The 14,738-nt window shown below is 53.4% G+C and carries 16 protein-coding genes; 8 read left to right on the forward strand and 8 right to left on the reverse strand.

All coding sequences use genetic code 11. The annotated features are described in order from the left end of the window. The first annotated feature begins 1 nt into the window (after position 1). From ribD to pgpA, 5 genes are all read left to right on the forward strand, one after another. The gene (ribD, locus tag KQJ19_RS12150; RefSeq protein WP_016152033.1) at positions 2–1,105 is read left to right on the forward strand and encodes a bifunctional diaminohydroxyphosphoribosylaminopyrimidine deaminase/5-amino-6-(5-phosphoribosylamino)uracil reductase RibD; all 1,104 of its coding nucleotides are present in this window, start codon (positions 2–4) and stop codon (positions 1,103–1,105) included. A gap of 86 nt (positions 1,106–1,191) precedes the next feature. Further along, complete coding sequence (gene ribE / locus KQJ19_RS12155) at positions 1,192–1,662, forward strand: 6,7-dimethyl-8-ribityllumazine synthase (RefSeq protein WP_049282000.1); 471 nt, start codon at positions 1,192–1,194, stop codon at positions 1,660–1,662. Between the two features lie 19 nt (positions 1,663–1,681). Beyond that, entirely contained in the window at positions 1,682–2,101 is a 420-nt protein-coding gene (nusB, locus tag KQJ19_RS12160; protein ID WP_000801129.1) for a transcription antitermination factor NusB, read from the forward strand. 77 nt (positions 2,102–2,178) lie between these two features. Then, the gene (gene thiL / locus KQJ19_RS12165; RefSeq protein WP_019076158.1) at positions 2,179–3,156 is read left to right on the forward strand and encodes a thiamine-phosphate kinase; all 978 of its coding nucleotides are present in this window, start codon (positions 2,179–2,181) and stop codon (positions 3,154–3,156) included. Next, positions 3,134–3,652 (forward strand): phosphatidylglycerophosphatase A, encoded by a 519-nt coding sequence (gene pgpA, locus KQJ19_RS12170; protein ID WP_049281999.1) that lies wholly within the window; start codon positions 3,134–3,136, stop codon positions 3,650–3,652. The genes thiL and pgpA overlap by 23 nt, the downstream gene beginning before the upstream one ends. A gap of 100 nt (positions 3,653–3,752) precedes the next feature. Here pgpA and yajO read toward each other — a convergent pair whose 3' ends face one another. Genes yajO through xseB form a run of 4 tightly spaced genes read right to left on the reverse strand, consistent with a single transcriptional unit; the run spans position 3,753 to position 7,813 of the window. After that, the gene (gene yajO / locus KQJ19_RS12175) at positions 3,753–4,727 is read right to left on the reverse strand and encodes a 1-deoxyxylulose-5-phosphate synthase YajO (RefSeq protein WP_216403695.1); all 975 of its coding nucleotides are present in this window, start codon (positions 4,725–4,727) and stop codon (positions 3,753–3,755) included. 56 nt (positions 4,728–4,783) lie between these two features. Then, positions 4,784–6,646, reverse strand: coding sequence for a 1-deoxy-D-xylulose-5-phosphate synthase (gene dxs / locus KQJ19_RS12180; protein ID WP_049281998.1), 1,863 nt, complete (start codon positions 6,644–6,646; stop codon positions 4,784–4,786). A gap of 24 nt (positions 6,647–6,670) precedes the next feature. After that, positions 6,671–7,570: a (2E,6E)-farnesyl diphosphate synthase gene (gene ispA, locus KQJ19_RS12185; RefSeq protein WP_016152039.1), complete on the reverse strand. Its 900-nt coding sequence runs from the start codon at positions 7,568–7,570 to the stop codon at positions 6,671–6,673. Continuing rightward, positions 7,571–7,813, reverse strand: coding sequence for an exodeoxyribonuclease VII small subunit (gene xseB, locus KQJ19_RS12190; RefSeq protein WP_016152040.1), 243 nt, complete (start codon positions 7,811–7,813; stop codon positions 7,571–7,573). Between the two features lie 208 nt (positions 7,814–8,021). Between xseB and thiI the strand changes: the two genes are divergently transcribed. Then, positions 8,022–9,470 carry a tRNA uracil 4-sulfurtransferase ThiI gene (thiI, locus tag KQJ19_RS12195; RefSeq protein WP_005125147.1) on the forward strand — a complete coding sequence of 483 codons (1,449 nt, stop codon included), beginning with the start codon at positions 8,022–8,024 and terminating at the stop codon, positions 9,468–9,470. 99 nt (positions 9,471–9,569) lie between these two features. On the opposite strand, the gene KQJ19_RS12200 is transcribed toward thiI, so the two are convergent. The 3 genes from KQJ19_RS12200 to panE are packed head-to-tail and all read right to left on the reverse strand — an operon-like array spanning position 9,570 to position 12,145. Further along, positions 9,570–10,649 (reverse strand): hypothetical protein, encoded by a 1,080-nt coding sequence (locus KQJ19_RS12200; RefSeq protein ID WP_049281997.1) that lies wholly within the window; start codon positions 10,647–10,649, stop codon positions 9,570–9,572. 31 nt (positions 10,650–10,680) lie between these two features. Further along, positions 10,681–11,271 (reverse strand): protein deglycase YajL, encoded by a 591-nt coding sequence (yajL, locus tag KQJ19_RS12205; protein WP_016152043.1) that lies wholly within the window; start codon positions 11,269–11,271, stop codon positions 10,681–10,683. Then, positions 11,234–12,145 carry a 2-dehydropantoate 2-reductase gene (gene panE, locus KQJ19_RS12210; RefSeq protein WP_047416891.1) on the reverse strand — a complete coding sequence of 304 codons (912 nt, stop codon included), beginning with the start codon at positions 12,143–12,145 and terminating at the stop codon, positions 11,234–11,236. The genes yajL and panE overlap by 38 nt, the downstream gene beginning before the upstream one ends. Before the next feature lie 174 nt (positions 12,146–12,319). Here panE and KQJ19_RS12215 point away from each other — a divergent pair, with 174 nt between their 5' ends. Further along, positions 12,320–12,811 (forward strand): YajQ family cyclic di-GMP-binding protein, encoded by a 492-nt coding sequence (locus KQJ19_RS12215; RefSeq protein WP_003831002.1) that lies wholly within the window; start codon positions 12,320–12,322, stop codon positions 12,809–12,811. Positions 12,812–12,905: 94 nt separating this feature from the next. Here the strand turns inward: KQJ19_RS12215 and KQJ19_RS12220 are convergent, their stop codons facing one another. Then, on the reverse strand, positions 12,906–14,270 hold the full coding sequence (locus tag KQJ19_RS12220) for an MFS transporter (protein ID WP_049281996.1): 1,365 nt from the start codon (positions 14,268–14,270) through the stop codon (positions 12,906–12,908). Between the two features lie 182 nt (positions 14,271–14,452). Between KQJ19_RS12220 and KQJ19_RS12225 the strand changes: the two genes are divergently transcribed. After that, positions 14,453–14,738: type VI secretion system tube protein Hcp (locus KQJ19_RS12225; protein WP_216403696.1), on the forward strand; the 286-nt coding region annotated here is incomplete at its 3' end.

The following is a 14,738-nucleotide window of genomic DNA, read 5'->3' on the forward strand; positions in this document are numbered from 1 at the left end:
CATGCAGGATGAATTGTACATGGCGCGCGCGCTGAAGCTTGCTGCACGCGGACGTTTTACCACTCACCCCAATCCCAACGTGGGCTGCGTGATTGTCAAAGATGGGGAGATCGTCGGTGAAGGGTATCATCACCGCGCGGGTGAACCGCATGCCGAAGTCCACGCTCTGCGCATGGCTGGAGAAAAAGCGCAAGGGGCGACTGCCTATGTAACGCTTGAACCCTGCAGCCATCATGGTCGTACCCCCCCGTGCTGCGATGCGCTGATTGCCGCAGGCGTGTCACGTGTGGTTGCAGCGATGCAGGATCCCAATCCGCAGGTAGCCGGTCGTGGTCTCTACCGTTTGCAGCAGGCGGGCATTGACGTCAGTCACGGGCTGATGATGAGCGAGGTTGAGCAGCTTAATAAAGGCTTTCTCAAGCGTATGCGTACGGGATTCCCCTACGTGCAGCTTAAACTTGGTGCGTCGCTTGATGGGCGTACGGCGATGGCCAGTGGTGAAAGCCAGTGGATAACCTCGCCACAGGCGCGTCGCGATGTGCAACGATTACGGGCGCAAAGCCACGCCATCTTAACCAGCAGCGCTACGGTGTTGGCTGACGACCCTCAGCTTACCGTGCGTTGGTCGGAACTTGGGGAGTCAACCCAGGCGAGTTACCCGCAGGAAAATCTGCGCCAGCCTATCCGCATTGTTGTTGATAGCCAGAATCAGGTCACGCCGGAACACCGTATTGTGCAACAGCCTGGAGAAACCTGGATTGCCCGGACAAAAGATGATCCTCGTAGTTGGCCGGAGACGGTGCGCAGTCTGAAGGTGCCGGAACATAACGGACATCTGGATCTGGTGGTGCTGATGATGCAACTGGGCAAGCAGCAAATTAACAGCATTTGGGTTGAAGCAGGTCCAACGCTTGCGGGCGCGTTATTACAGGCCGGTCTGGTCGATGAGCTAATCGTGTATGTTGCGCCTAAACTGTTAGGCAGCGATGCACGAGGATTATGTGTGCTTCCAGGCCTTGAGAAACTGGCTGACGCCCCCCATTTCAAATTCAACGAAATACGCCATGTAGGTCCGGACCTTTGCCTGCATTTAGTGGGCGCATGATCTCCCGGTTCGAAAGGGAAGCAGCGCACAGATTATTATGATAAAATCCGCCCCCCTGCGGGGTCCAGTGAATCCGAAGGAAGAATATGAACATTATTGAAGCTAACGTTGCTACCCCGGACGCTCGCGTCGCCATCACCATTGCGCGTTTCAACAACTTTATCAATGACAGCCTGCTGGAAGGTGCGATCGACGCCCTGAAACGTATTGGTCAGGTTAAAGATGAAAACATTACCGTCGTTTGGGTTCCGGGCGCGTATGAGCTGCCGCTGGCAGCCTCAGTACTTGCAAAAGCCGGTAAATACGACGCGGTGATTGCGTTAGGTACGGTGATTCGTGGTGGTACCGCGCACTTCGAATATGTGGCTGGCGGTGCAAGCAATGGCCTGGCGCATGTCGCTCAGGACAGTGGCATTCCGGTAGCCTTCGGTGTTCTGACCACCGAAAGTATTGAACAAGCCATCGAACGTGCTGGCACTAAAGCCGGCAACAAAGGCGCAGAAGCTGCACTGACTGCACTTGAAATGATTAATGTATTGAAAGCCATCAAGGCCTGATTTTTGTAAGGGGAAATCCGTGAAACCTGCTGCTCGTCGCCGCGCCCGTGAGTGTGCCGTCCAGGCGCTCTACTCCTGGCAGTTGTCCCAGAACGACATCGCTGATGTTGAATACCAGTTCCTGGCGGAACAGGACGTAAAAGATGTCGACGTTCTGTATTTCCGTGAACTGCTGTCCGGGGTGGCGACTAACAGCGCGTACCTGGATGGATTAATGAAGCCTTATCTGTCTCGTTTGTTGGAAGAGCTGGGTCAGGTAGAAAAAGCCGTGCTGCGTATTGCGCTGTTTGAACTGTCTAAACGTAGTGATGTGCCGTACAAAGTGGCCATCAACGAAGCGATTGAACTGGCGAAAACCTTCGGCGCTGAAGACAGCCATAAATTCGTGAACGGCGTACTGGATAAAGCAGCACCTGTGATTCGCCCCAACAAAAAGTAATCCCGAGGCCGGCTGGATGGTGGAACTTGTTTCCGCTGCCCCCGGCTTTTTCTTTTTTTTCTGCTGAGGCATAACGTATGGCATGCGGCGAATTTTCCCTGATTGCCCGTTATTTTGACCGCGTAAGAACGTCTCGTCTTGATGTCGAAACCGGTATTGGTGACGATTGCGCACTTCTGAACATCCCTGAAAAACAAACGCTGGCGATCAGCACTGATACGCTGGTGGCAGGCAACCACTTCCTCCCCGACATTGATCCCACCGATCTCGCCTGGAAAGCGCTGGCGGTGAATTTGAGCGATCTGGCGGCGATGGGAGCCGATCCTGCGTGGCTGACGCTGGCGCTCACGCTGCCTGACGTCGACGAAGCCTGGCTTGAAGCCTTCAGCGATGGCCTGTTTGAACTCCTCAATTACTATGATATGCAGCTGATAGGTGGTGACACCACGCGTGGGCCACTGTCGATGACGCTGGGTATCCACGGCTACGTCCCTGTTGGACGGGCCTTAAAACGCTCCGGTGCGAAACCGGGGGACTGGATTTATGTGACCGGTACGCCGGGCGACAGCGCGGCCGGGCTGGCGATTTTGCAGGATCGCTTGCAGGTGGCTGATGCAAAAGACGCAGACTATCTGCTTAAACGTCATCTGCGTCCAACACCGCGTATTTTGCAGGGACAAGCTCTGCGCGATCTGGCCAGTGCGGCTATCGATATTTCCGACGGCCTGATTTCCGATCTGGGGCATATCGTCAATGCCTGCGGCTGTGGGGCGCGGGTTAACGTCGATGCGTTGCCATACTCCACGGCATTTGCCCAACACGTTGAGCCGGAACAAGCCCTGCGCTGGGCGCTTTCGGGTGGTGAAGATTATGAGTTATGCTTTACCGTACCGGAAATTAACCGTGGCGCACTGGACGTGGCGCTGGGGAATCTCGGCGCATCGTTTACCTGCATTGGGCAGATGAGCGCGGACGTGGAAGGCATTCACTTTACGCGCGACGGAAAACCCGTCACGTTCGACTGGAAAGGATATGACCATTTTGCCGCGCCTTAAAAAAGATGTCGCCAAAAGTCGCCTGAGTATGCGCAATCCGTGGCACCTGTTGGCCACCGGTTTTGGCAGCGGGCTGAGCCCAATTGTTCCAGGCACGATGGGATCGCTGGCGGCGATCCCTTTTTGGTATTTAATGACGTTTCTGCCGTGGCAGCTTTATTCACTGGTGGTCATGTTGTCTATCTGTATCGGCGTTTATCTGTGCCATCAAACGGCGAAAGATATGGGCGTGCACGATCACGGTAGCATTGTCTGGGACGAGTTTGTCGGGATGTGGATAACCCTGATGGCGCTGCCGACCCACGACTGGCGGTGGGTTGCCGCCGGATTTGTGATTTTCCGTATACTGGATATGTGGAAGCCGTGGCCGATCCGTTGGTTCGATCGCAACGTGCATGGCGGTACGGGGATCATGATTGATGATATTGTGGCCGGAATACTCTCCGCCGGAATTTTGTATTTTATCGGCCATCACTGGCCGGTAGGGATCATTTAAATAGGTTTGCCGGATGGCAGCGTAAACGCCTTATCCGGCCTGGAAACACGATGGCGGTTTCGTAGGCCCGATAAGCGCAGCGCCATCGGGCAATGCTAGATTATTTAAATCCGACCACCGTATGCTGTTTGTACGGCGTTTCCAGCTCGGCAATCTGCTCCGGCTTCAGCGTCAAATCCACCGCATTAAGTAACTCATCCAGCTGTTCCTCGCGCGAAGTGCCAATAATCGGCGCTGCCACCCCCGGTTTGCTCAGCAGCCAGGCTAGCGCAACCTGCGCACGCGTTACGCCTAATTCCTCACTGACACCGGTCAGCCGCGCGGCAATTTGCGCGTCGTTTTCATCGCTGTCACTGTATAAATTTTTACCGACTTCATCAGAAACCAGACGTGCGGTCGTTTCTCCCCAGGGGCGCGTCAGGCGACCACGCGCTAGCGGACTCCATGGGATCACCGCGACGCCTTCCTGATAGCAAAGCGGCAGCATTTCGCGTTCTTCCTCACGGTAGATCAGGTTGTAGTGATCCTGCATGCTAACGAACTGCGCCCAGCCGTGTTGTTTCTGTAAGGCCAGCGCCTGAGCAAACTGAGACGCGTGCATGGATGAGGCGCCAATATAGCGAGCTTTACCGGCTTTCACTACGTCGTTAAGGGCTTCCAGCGTTTCTTCGATAGGCGTATTGTAATCCCAGCGGTGAATTTGCAGGATGTCCACATAGTCCATACCCAGGCGTCTGAGGCTATCGTCGATTGAGCGCAAGATTTGTGCGCGGGATAATCCTTCCGCTAAATCATCAACCTGGTGAAAAACCTTGGTGGCGACCACGACCTCTTCGCGGCGGGCGAAATCACGCAGCGCGCGGCCGACAATCTCTTCGCTGCTACCAGCGGAGTAGCTGTTGGCGGTATCAAAAAAGTTAATGCCGCCTTCAAGAGCGTGTTTGATTATCGGGCGGCTGCTTTCTTCAGGTAGCGTCCAGGCGTGATTGCCGCGATTGGGCTCGCCAAACGTCATGCAACCCAGGCAAAGGCGGGAGACCCGTAGGTCGGTTTTTCCTAAGGTGTTGTATTTCATTAATCCACTCCTGCTATGCTCGTGATGAGTTAAGCATAGCAGGAGCGGGGAGGGGATTATGCCAGCCAGGCCTTGATTTTGGCCTCAATTCCGGCGGCATTAAGTCCCAGTTCGGCGCGAGCCTCGTCCTGAGTCCCCTGCGGGATGAAGAAGTCAGGCAGGCCAATGTTCAGCACCGGAACAGGCTTGCGATGGGCCATCAGCACTTCGTTTACGCCGCTACCAGCGCCGCCCATAATGGCATTCTCTTCGAGGGTGACCAGCACCTCGTGTTGGGCTGCCATTTCGAGGATCAACGTTTCATCCAACGGTTTCACAAAGCGCATATCAACCAGCGTGGCGTTCAGTGACTCTGCGACCTGAGCGGCTTCCGGCATTAGGGTGCCGAAGTTGAGAATCGCCACTTTCTCCCCGTGACGCTTCACGATGCCTTTGCCGATTGGCAGATGTTCCAGCGGCGCCAGCTCAACACCCACCGCGTTACCGCGCGGATAACGTACGACCGTTGGACCGTCGTTGTAGTGATAGCCGGTGAACAGCATCTGGCGACATTCGTTCTCATCGCTTGGGGTCATAATGACCATTTCCGGGATACAGCGCAGGAAAGAGAGGTCGAACGCCCCTTGGTGGGTTTGTCCATCTGCGCCAACGATACCCGCCCGATCGACGGCGAACAGGACCGGCAGTTTCTGGATGGCGACATCATGCAGTACCTGATCGTAAGCGCGCTGCAGGAAGGTGGAGTAAATAGCCACGACCGGCTTATAACCGCCAATCGCCAGACCGGCCGCAAACGTCACCGCGTGCTGCTCGGCAATCGCCACATCAAAGTAGCGGTCCGGGAACTTACGTGAGAACTCCACCATACCGGAGCCTTCGCGCATCGCCGGGGTGATCGCCATCAGCTTATTGTCTTTCGCCGCGGTCTCACACAGCCAGTCACCGAAGATCTTTGAATAGCTCGGCAGGCCGCCGCTGCTTTTCGGCAGACATCCGCTGGATGGATCGAATTTTGGTACCGCGTGGAACGTAATCGGATCTTTTTCCGCAGGCTCGTAGCCACGACCTTTTTTGGTCATGATGTGCAGGAACTGTGGACCTTTGAGATCGCGCATGTTCTTAAGCGTGGTGATAAGCCCCAGCACATCGTGACCGTCCACCGGACCAATATAGTTAAAGCCCAGCTCTTCAAACAGCGTACCCGGTACAACCATGCCTTTGATGTGCTCTTCGGTACGTTTGAGCAGTTCTTTAATCGGTGGTACACCGGAGAACACTTTCTTCCCGCCTTCGCGCAGCGAGGAGTAGAGTTTGCCAGAGAGCAGTTGCGCCAGGTGATTGTTCAGCGCGCCGACGTTCTCTGAAATCGACATTTCGTTGTCGTTGAGGATAACCAGCATGTCGGGCTTAATATCACCCGCGTGGTTCATCGCTTCAAACGCCATGCCTGCGGTGATCGCACCGTCCCCAATCACACAAACGGTACGGCGTTCCTTGCCTTCTTTCTCGGCGGCAACCGCAATACCGATACCTGCGCTGATGGAGGTTGAGGAGTGCCCTACGCTCAGTACGTCATATTCGCTCTCACCGCGCCATGGGAATGGATGCAAACCGCCTTTCTGCCGAATGGTGCCGATTTTATCGCGGCGGCCGGTCAGAATTTTGTGCGGGTAAGCCTGATGTCCCACATCCCAGATTAACTGGTCAAACGGGGTGTTGTAGACGTAGTGCAGCGCTACGGTGAGTTCCACCGTGCCCAGACCAGAGGCGAAGTGCCCGCTGGAACGGCTTACGCTGTCGAGCAAATAGCGGCGCAGTTCGTCGCAAAGCTTTGGCAGGCTCTCTTTTGGCAGCAGGCGTAACTCCTGAGTGGAGTCGACCAGCGCCAGGGTCGGGTATTTGGCTATATCAAAACTCATCGCAAGCTCATGGGATATGTTGGTTTATTTATCACGCTGGATTATGTAGTCCGCTAGCGCTTCCAGTGCCGAGGTATCGAGTGACTGTGCGGCCAGCAAACTTAGCGACTGGCGGGCATCCTCAATTAAATCCCGGGCTTTATTCTGGGCTTGCTCAAGACCCAGAAGTGCAGGATAGGTACTTTTGCCAAGCTGCTGGTCAGCACCCTGACGTTTACCCAATGTTGCAGTATCGCCTACCACATCCAGGATGTCATCCTGAACCTGGAAGGCCAGACCGATGCTTTCTGCGTACTTGTCGAGTATTGCCAGGCATTCTCGACCTTTATCGCCAGCGCTTAACGCACCCAGACGCACGGCGGCGCGAATCAATGCCCCGGTTTTATGGCGGTGAATACGCTCCAGCGCATCCAATTCTACCTGATGGCCTTCAGCGTCCAGATCCAACGCCTGACCGCCGCACATACCGGCGATACCGCTGGCCTGGGCCAGTTCAGAGATCATCGCGATGCGGTCACGGTCAGAAACTTCCGGCATCGGGGCGTCGCTGATAATGGAGAACGCCAGCGTCTGTAGCGCATCTCCGGCCAGGATCGCATTAGCCTCGCCAAATTTTACGTGGCAGGTCGGCAGACCGCGGCGCAGGTCATCGTCGTCCATCGCGGGTAAGTCATCGTGCATCAGCGAATAGGCATGGATACACTCGACGGCGGCAGCGGGAGCATCAAGCGTACTCAGGCTGACGCCAAACATCTGACCGGTCGCATACACCAGAAACGGGCGCAGACGTTTACCGCCTAATAATGCGCCATATTGCATGGTTTCGACCACGGGAGTGTTCTGAAAGGGCAATGGCGCGATAAAACGGCTCAGTGCCTGGTTGGCCTGCTCAACGCAAGCCTGTAGCTGCTGCGTAAAATCCATTTACTCATTATCCGGTGTGAAAGGCGTAAGGGCGGCGTCTTCAGTATCTGACAGCAGGATTTGTACGCGCTGTTCAGCCTGCTGCAACTTGACCTGTCCCTGACGTGCTAACTGTACGCCACGTTCAAATTCGTTCAGCGCTTCTTCCAGCGGCAGGTCGCCGCTTTCCAGACGGGTAACAATCTGTTCCAGGTCGCTCAGCGCTGTTTCAAAACTGGCTGGCGCTTCATTTTTCTTCGGCATAATGAATGTCTGACTCTCTGTATTGGCAGCACAAGGCTATGGTAACGGACTCGCACTGATAAGCAAATAACGCACAATGGTAAGGCGATGTGCACAGGATGACCATGATGGTGGTATACTTGCGCGCCTGGATGCAGCCGCAGGGTATGGGCTGCTGTATTTTTTTCCATTACAAGTCATTCAGACTTGCCAAAGAACCATTGCCGCCATGAAGTTTATCATTAAATTGTTCCCAGAAATCACCATCAAAAGCCAATCTGTGCGTTTGCGCTTTATAAAAATTCTGACAGGGAACATTCGTAACGTTTTAAAGCACTATGATGAAGACCTTGCCGTTGTCCGCCACTGGGACCACGTTGAGGTTCGCGCTAAAGATGAAAGCCAGCGCCTGGATATTCGTGACGCGCTGACCCGTATTCCGGGGATCCACCATATTCTCGAAGTTGAAGACGTGCCGTTTACCGATATGCACGATATTTTCGAGAAAGCGCTGGTGCAGTATCGCGATCAACTGGAAGGCAAAACCTTCTGCGTACGCGTTAAGCGTCGCGGTAAGCATGAGTTTAGCTCTATTGAGGTGGAACGCTATGTTGGCGGTGGACTGAACCAGCATATTGAATCCGCGCGCGTGAAGCTGACGAAGCCGGACGTGACGGTTAATCTTGAAATCGAAAACGACCGTCTGCTGCTGGTTAAAGGCCGCTATGAAGGTATTGGCGGTTTCCCGATCGGGACGCAGGAAGATGTACTGTCGCTGATTTCCGGTGGTTTCGACTCCGGCGTGTCCAGCTATATGCTGATGCGTCGCGGCTGCCGTGTGCACTACTGCTTCTTTAATCTCGGCGGCGCAGCGCATGAAATCGGCGTTCGTCAGGTGGCGCATTATCTGTGGAACCGCTTTGGTAGCTCGCATCGCGTGCGTTTTGTCGCGATCAACTTTGAGCCGGTGGTTGGCGAGATCCTGGAGAAAGTCGACGACGGTCAGATGGGCGTGGTCCTTAAACGTATGATGGTTCGTGCAGCGTCGAAAGTCGCTGAGCGCTACGGCGTACAGGCGCTGGTAACCGGTGAAGCGCTGGGCCAGGTGTCCAGCCAGACGCTGACCAACCTGCGCCTGATCGATAACGTTTCTGACACCCTGATCCTGCGCCCGCTTATCTCCCATGATAAGGAGCACATCATTAATCTGGCGCGTGAAATTGGTACTGAGGACTTTGCCCGTACCATGCCGGAATACTGCGGTGTGATTTCAAAAAGCCCGACGGTGAAAGCGATTAAAGCGAAGATTGAGGCCGAAGAAGAAAACTTCGATTTCTCTATCCTCGATAAAGTGGTTGAAGAAGCGAACAATATCGATATTCGTGATATCGCCCAGCAGACGCAGCAGACCGTGGTGGAAGTGGAAACCGTGAGCGGCTTCGGCCCGAACGATGTGATTCTGGATATCCGCTCTGTGGATGAACAGGATGACAAACCGCTGAAGGTTGACGGTGTGGACGTCGTTTCTCTGCCGTTCTACAAACTGAGCACCAAATTCGGCGATCTGGACCAGAGTAAAACCTGGCTGCTGTGGTGTGAACGCGGGGTGATGAGCCGTCTGCAGGCGCTGTATCTGCGCGAGCAGGGCTTTGAAAACGTGAAGGTATATCGCCCGTAGTGACTTTTGCCTGAGGGTGCTGCGCTTATCAGGCCTGCAAGCGGTATGTTTTGTAGGCCTGATAAATTGTTTACGCTGCCATCCGGCAATATAACAATATTATTCAAAACGGATGGGGAGCTTTTTCCCGTTCGACTCCCAGACACCCTGATAGACGCCGTCTTTTAACTCCAGCGTTATCTTCTCTTCCGATTGTTCAGCGGCAGAGGTCTTCAGTACATAATGTTGATTGTCGGCTGTGTCGCATTTACCGTTTAATTCAATTGGTGCGCCAAATTTCTGGTAAAAGTAAGCCCCTTCAAAAAAATCACTGTATTTGCAGTCGACCTTCAACACAATACGCATGCTTTTTCCCAACGTGCCGTACATCACCTTGCCGTCAATGCCGGGCGCTGGCGAAACCGGTGTTGTTCTCTTTGCGGTAGTCAGATACTGGCCGTAAGGCGTGAGCTGATTATGCAGTTCAACGGTCGGGATTTTCGTGGTGAAATCGCCCAGTTCGTCACCCGCGCGATTGGCGTGGTTGCTACAACGTCCGTTCAGGAAAGCCAGATGGTCTTTTTGCAGGGAGAATTTGTCGATGTAGTACAGACCGTCGGTGTAGGTTGCACACGATACGTAGAATTCGGCAAAGCCAGAATCTCCACCGTCTTCTTTTATTTGCTCCGGCTTTTGTGATTTCTGTGCGACAACAAAGGTATCAATTTGGCTGCGGATATCTTTTCTGATGCGGGTGTTCAACTCGGTCATCGTGGAGCGGGAAAAGAGGTCGTTAAGGGTAATTGTCGCGCCGTTGGCTAAATCGAAGCTGATCGGTACATTGTACGACTCGCAATACGCCCCGCAGCCTTCGACAAACATGTTGAGGGTCAACACTTTGGCGTCGCGATACTCAATCGTGTAGTCAAGGTTTGCGGTGGGATTCATCTCTGATTTCGCAAACTGATTCACGGTCGCTTGTGGATTATTTCCCGGTAGCTGATTGATAAAGCTTGTGAAAATATAATCGTTAATGCGTTTTGCAACCTGTGGGTTATCCGTTGAGGTAAACCACGGCACGCGATATTGCATCTCAGTGCTTGCGGGATAGCGATACTCAAGGCTCTCAATTTCAAGTTGAGTCGCACTGGCGTAGCCGGAAAGGAGCAGTAAAGCCACTCCGCTCAGATATCCTTTCATCATAATTCCTTGAATGCGAGTGGCCTGAAGATTACTCGTAGTAGTTATAAATTCCTGCAGCCATCACCAGTTGTGATGCCACTTCGTAAGCCTTTTCGCGACTCACCAGGAGATCAATGATTTTTAAACCGAAATCGATTGAGGTTCCCGGTCCCTGGCTGGTTAACAGATTGACGCGCGGATCCCATACGACGCGCTTATCCTGCCACTGGTCAGTGGGAATATTGTCTTTCAGCGCCGGAAAACCGGTCATGTTACCGATGGGAAAAATATCGTGTGGGACGAGGACTGTGGCGGCAGCGGCGCAAATTGCCGCGACAATGCGCCCGGAGCGATGAAACTGTTTCACGGTTTCGACAAGCAGAGGGCTGTCGCGAAAACACTCGGCGCCTTTAATACCGCCGGGCAGCACGATAATGTCGAAATCCCCGTCAGCAACTTCCACTAATGGTGCATCCGCCAGTAGTTTTACGCCGCGTGAGCACACGATCGTCAGGCCGCCATCGCTGGCAACGCTTGCGGTCGTGACCTTAATTCCGCCGCGAACCAGCAGATCGATAGTGGTGACTGCTTCGGTCTCTTCACTACCAGGGGCGAGACATACCAGTGCTTGAGCGCTCATACTCACTTTCCTTTCTCTTAACCATTTCAAACAGGCGGGCATTTTCCGGGACGGCGATGCCGTGCGCGCGGGCGCGTTTTAACAAATAACCGGTAATGTAGTCGATCTCAGTATGGCGCAGGGCATGTATGTCTTGCAGCATTGATGAGATATTTTCCGCCGTACTGTCAATCACTTGCTCAACATAATAGCGTAAATCATCTGCTGATGTGTGGTGGCCTTCGCGTTCAATGACCGCCGCCACCTCCTCGCAGATGAGTGCTATTTTTTCAGGATGATGGCGTAACTCTCCATTCGAGCAATCCCATAATGCGGTCAGCGGGTTAATGACGCAGTTGACGGCCAGCTTGCGCCACAACTCAGCGCGAATATTGTTGTGCCAGGCGACGTCCGGCAGCACCTCTTGCAGGACTTCAGCCAGATAACTGAAATCACCGTCTTGTTCACGCGCCGGACCAATCCTTGTTGTTCCCTGAGCGACATGAATGATCACGTTGCCGTCACGGCGTGCCGCGTGGGTTGTGGTGCCCATCAGCAGAGGTTGCTTAATGTTATGCAACTCTTCAATCGTCCCCATACCGTTGTGAATCAGCAGAATGGGAGTGGTGTCAGGCAGAATGGAGGCCAGGCCTTTGACCGCATCAGAAACCTGCCAGGCTTTCAGAGTGACAAGCAACAGGTCGCTTTTCGCCAAAAAATCGGGGTCGTTTGCCGTCAGGGATTCATTGAATACTGACCCATCCGTGTCGATCAGGTTAACGCTGCAATAGGGTTGCGGTACGCGTAGCCACCCCTGAACCTCATGTCCATGTTTGCACAGCGTGGTTAGCCAAAGCTGTCCTAACGCTCCACATCCCAGTACGGTAATTTTCATTCTTCCTCCTCACCTGCAACATCACCAGGTGTTAATCCATATCGGCCGTACCCCATTATTGTTCGCAGGTATCAGTACCACGTACAATTAAAGGATACAGCCTAGTATAGCGCTGTCTGTTGTGTAACTTTGCAGGTATTATGCTTCGCATCAAAAATGAAGGGAGAGGAAAAGATGCCATCTTTCGATATTGTTTCTGAAGTTGATCTTCAGGAAGCCCGTAACGCGGTAGATAACGCCAGCCGCGAAGTGGAGTCACGCTTTGATTTTCGTGGCGTTGAAGCGACTTTTGAGCTGAACGAGTCGAATAAGACGATTAAGGTGCTAAGCGAGTCTGATTTCCAGGTCAATCAGTTGCTGGATATTTTACGTGCCAAGCTGCTGAAACGTGGTATTGAAGGCACTTCGTTGGACGTACCAGAAACCTTCGTGCACAGCGGTAAAACCTGGTTTGTTGAAGCTAAGCTGAAACAGGGCATTGAAAGCGCGGTGCAAAAGAAAATCGTTAAGCTGATCAAAGACAGCAAACTGAAGGTGCAGGCGCAAATTCAGGGCGAAGAAATCCGCGTGACCGGCAAGGCGCGTGACGATCTGCAATCCGTTATGGCGCTGGTTCGCGGCGGCGATCTCGGCCAGCCGTTCCAGTTTAAGAACTTCCGCGATTAAGTCGTAATGCCTGATGGCGCTACGCTTATCCGGCCTACAGGTTGCACACGCTATTTGTAGGCCGGCTCAAACGATAGTCGCCATCTGGCACTCTTCACGCCTGACTGATGGCCTGTTCAACCTCAAATCGATTCGTCACTTTGCTGTCGATTTTCACGTAAGCCGAATGCTCTTTCGCTACAATTAACACTTCGCTTATCCCTTCTTTAGCCAGCAGACGCTGCTTAAGGGTGTCATCTGCGGCAATCTCAGGTGGGATTTCCACTCGCAGGCTACTGACATACGGCGGCTCTTTCATTGTGCTTGCCACCAACAACCAAACTGCCGCCAGAAGCGCGCCGGCCAGGAATACCGCCTGACCATCAAACATTTCGACCACCCAACCGCCGAGCGAACCGCCAATCGCCACGCCAAGAAACTGGCTGGTGGAGTAAACGCCCATCGCCGTGCCTTTATAGCCAGCCGGAGACTCTTTGCTGATAAGCGAGGGGAGGAGGGCCTCCATCAGGTTGAAGGCGAGGAAGAATATCTGAACGCCTGCAATCAGCCCCCAAAAACGCACGTTAGCGCTCCACAATACAATCTCTGCGATAAGGATCAGTAACACGCAGGCGAGGAATACGCGCTTCATCCGCCGCTTCACTTCTGCGTAAATGATGAACGGCACCACGGAAACAAAGGACAGCAGCATCGTCACCAGATAAATTTTCCAGTGTTCTGCGGCGGGGAAACCGGCTTTCGCCAGTTGGCCCGGTAAGGCGACGAAAGTGGACATCAACAAAATGTGCAGACACATGATGCCAAAGTTAAGCTTGAGCAGTTTGGGCTCCGCCAGCACTTTGCTGAAGCTGTCTTTTACCATGCCAGATTCGCGGTTCAGCATGTGGCTGGTGCTATTGGGAACGACCCAAATAGTCAGCACGATACCGGTGGTTGCAAGAGCTGCAATCATCCAGAACAGCGCGTGTAGCCCCAGCGCATGGGTAACGATCGGTCCTAGCACCATCGCAATGGCGAAGGTGATACCAAAGCTGACGCCGATAAACGCCATCGCTTTGGTACGGTTTTGCTCACGGGTTAAGTCGGAAAGCAGCGCCATCACGGCGGCGGCAATCGCGCCAGAGCCTTGCAAAGCGCGACCGAGAATAATGCCCCAGATTGAATCGGAGAGGGCGGCAATCACGCTGCCGAGAACGAACACCGCCAGCCCGCCGACGATAAGCGGCTTACGACCGATGCGGTCTGAAAGCAGACCAAAGGGGATCTGGAAAACGGCTTGCGCCAGACCATAAATGCCAATGGCAAGGCCAATTAGCGCTTCACTGGCACCCTGTAGCGCCATACCGTACGTGGTCAGAACCGGCAGAACCATAAACATGCCAAGCATGCGCAACGAGAATACGGTCCCTAAACCCCAGGTGGCGCGCAACTCACCGGGCGTCATTTTGTAATCGTTCATTCCCACCTCTGTATTAATTTCGCGCCTAGTGTAAAGCGGGGAAGGAGTGCGGTAAACCTCTACGATATGTGGAATTGTGTAGTGGGAAAATTGAAATAATTACAACTGCAACTAATTTACTTGCGATAATTACAGGTGTAGTCTTTTGGTGGTTATTTCTAATGGAAAGAGGGAAAAGGAAAATGGCGATTCCGGGCAATATGTGGATTTATGACGATGGTGGTGCGCTGATTAAGGGCGGGTGTGATGTAAAGGGAAGAGAATACAGTATTGAATTTAAAGGCTTTCATCACAATTTGTCTATTCCCACTGATAACGGTACAGGCAAGCCAACAGGCACACGCCAACATTCACCGATGATGATCGTCAAAGAGTTTGACTACTCCAGCCCGTATTTATACAAAGCTGTCGCTTCTGGTCAGAATCTTAAGTCTGCAGAGATTCGTTGGTACAAAATCAATGATGCCG

The organism is Citrobacter sp. S46_ASV_140, assembly GCF_018919545.1.
Taxonomy (GTDB): domain Bacteria; phylum Pseudomonadota; class Gammaproteobacteria; order Enterobacterales; family Enterobacteriaceae; genus Citrobacter; species Citrobacter braakii.

Coding starts and splice junctions, on each gene's coding strand:
- ribD (WP_016152033.1), top strand. CDS start 2: ATGCAGGATGAATTGTACATGGCGCGCGCGCTGAAGCTTGCTGCACGC.
- ribE (WP_049282000.1), top strand. CDS start 1,192: ATGAACATTATTGAAGCTAACGTTGCTACCCCGGACGCTCGCGTCGCC.
- thiL (WP_019076158.1), top strand. CDS start 2,179: ATGGCATGCGGCGAATTTTCCCTGATTGCCCGTTATTTTGACCGCGTA.
- pgpA (WP_049281999.1), top strand. CDS start 3,134: ATGACCATTTTGCCGCGCCTTAAAAAAGATGTCGCCAAAAGTCGCCTG.
- yajO (WP_216403695.1), bottom strand. CDS start 4,727: ATGAAATACAACACCTTAGGAAAAACCGACCTACGGGTCTCCCGCCTT.
- dxs (WP_049281998.1), bottom strand. CDS start 6,646: ATGAGTTTTGATATAGCCAAATACCCGACCCTGGCGCTGGTCGACTCC.
- ispA (WP_016152039.1), bottom strand. CDS start 7,570: ATGGATTTTACGCAGCAGCTACAGGCTTGCGTTGAGCAGGCCAACCAG.
- xseB (WP_016152040.1), bottom strand. CDS start 7,813: ATGCCGAAGAAAAATGAAGCGCCAGCCAGTTTTGAAACAGCGCTGAGC.
- thiI (WP_005125147.1), top strand. CDS start 8,022: ATGAAGTTTATCATTAAATTGTTCCCAGAAATCACCATCAAAAGCCAA.
- KQJ19_RS12200 (WP_049281997.1), bottom strand. CDS start 10,649: ATGAAAGGATATCTGAGCGGAGTGGCTTTACTGCTCCTTTCCGGCTAC.
- yajL (WP_016152043.1), bottom strand. CDS start 11,271: ATGAGCGCTCAAGCACTGGTATGTCTCGCCCCTGGTAGTGAAGAGACC.
- panE (WP_047416891.1), bottom strand. CDS start 12,145: ATGAAAATTACCGTACTGGGATGTGGAGCGTTAGGACAGCTTTGGCTA.
- KQJ19_RS12215 (WP_003831002.1), top strand. CDS start 12,320: ATGCCATCTTTCGATATTGTTTCTGAAGTTGATCTTCAGGAAGCCCGT.
- KQJ19_RS12220 (WP_049281996.1), bottom strand. CDS start 14,270: ATGAACGATTACAAAATGACGCCCGGTGAGTTGCGCGCCACCTGGGGT.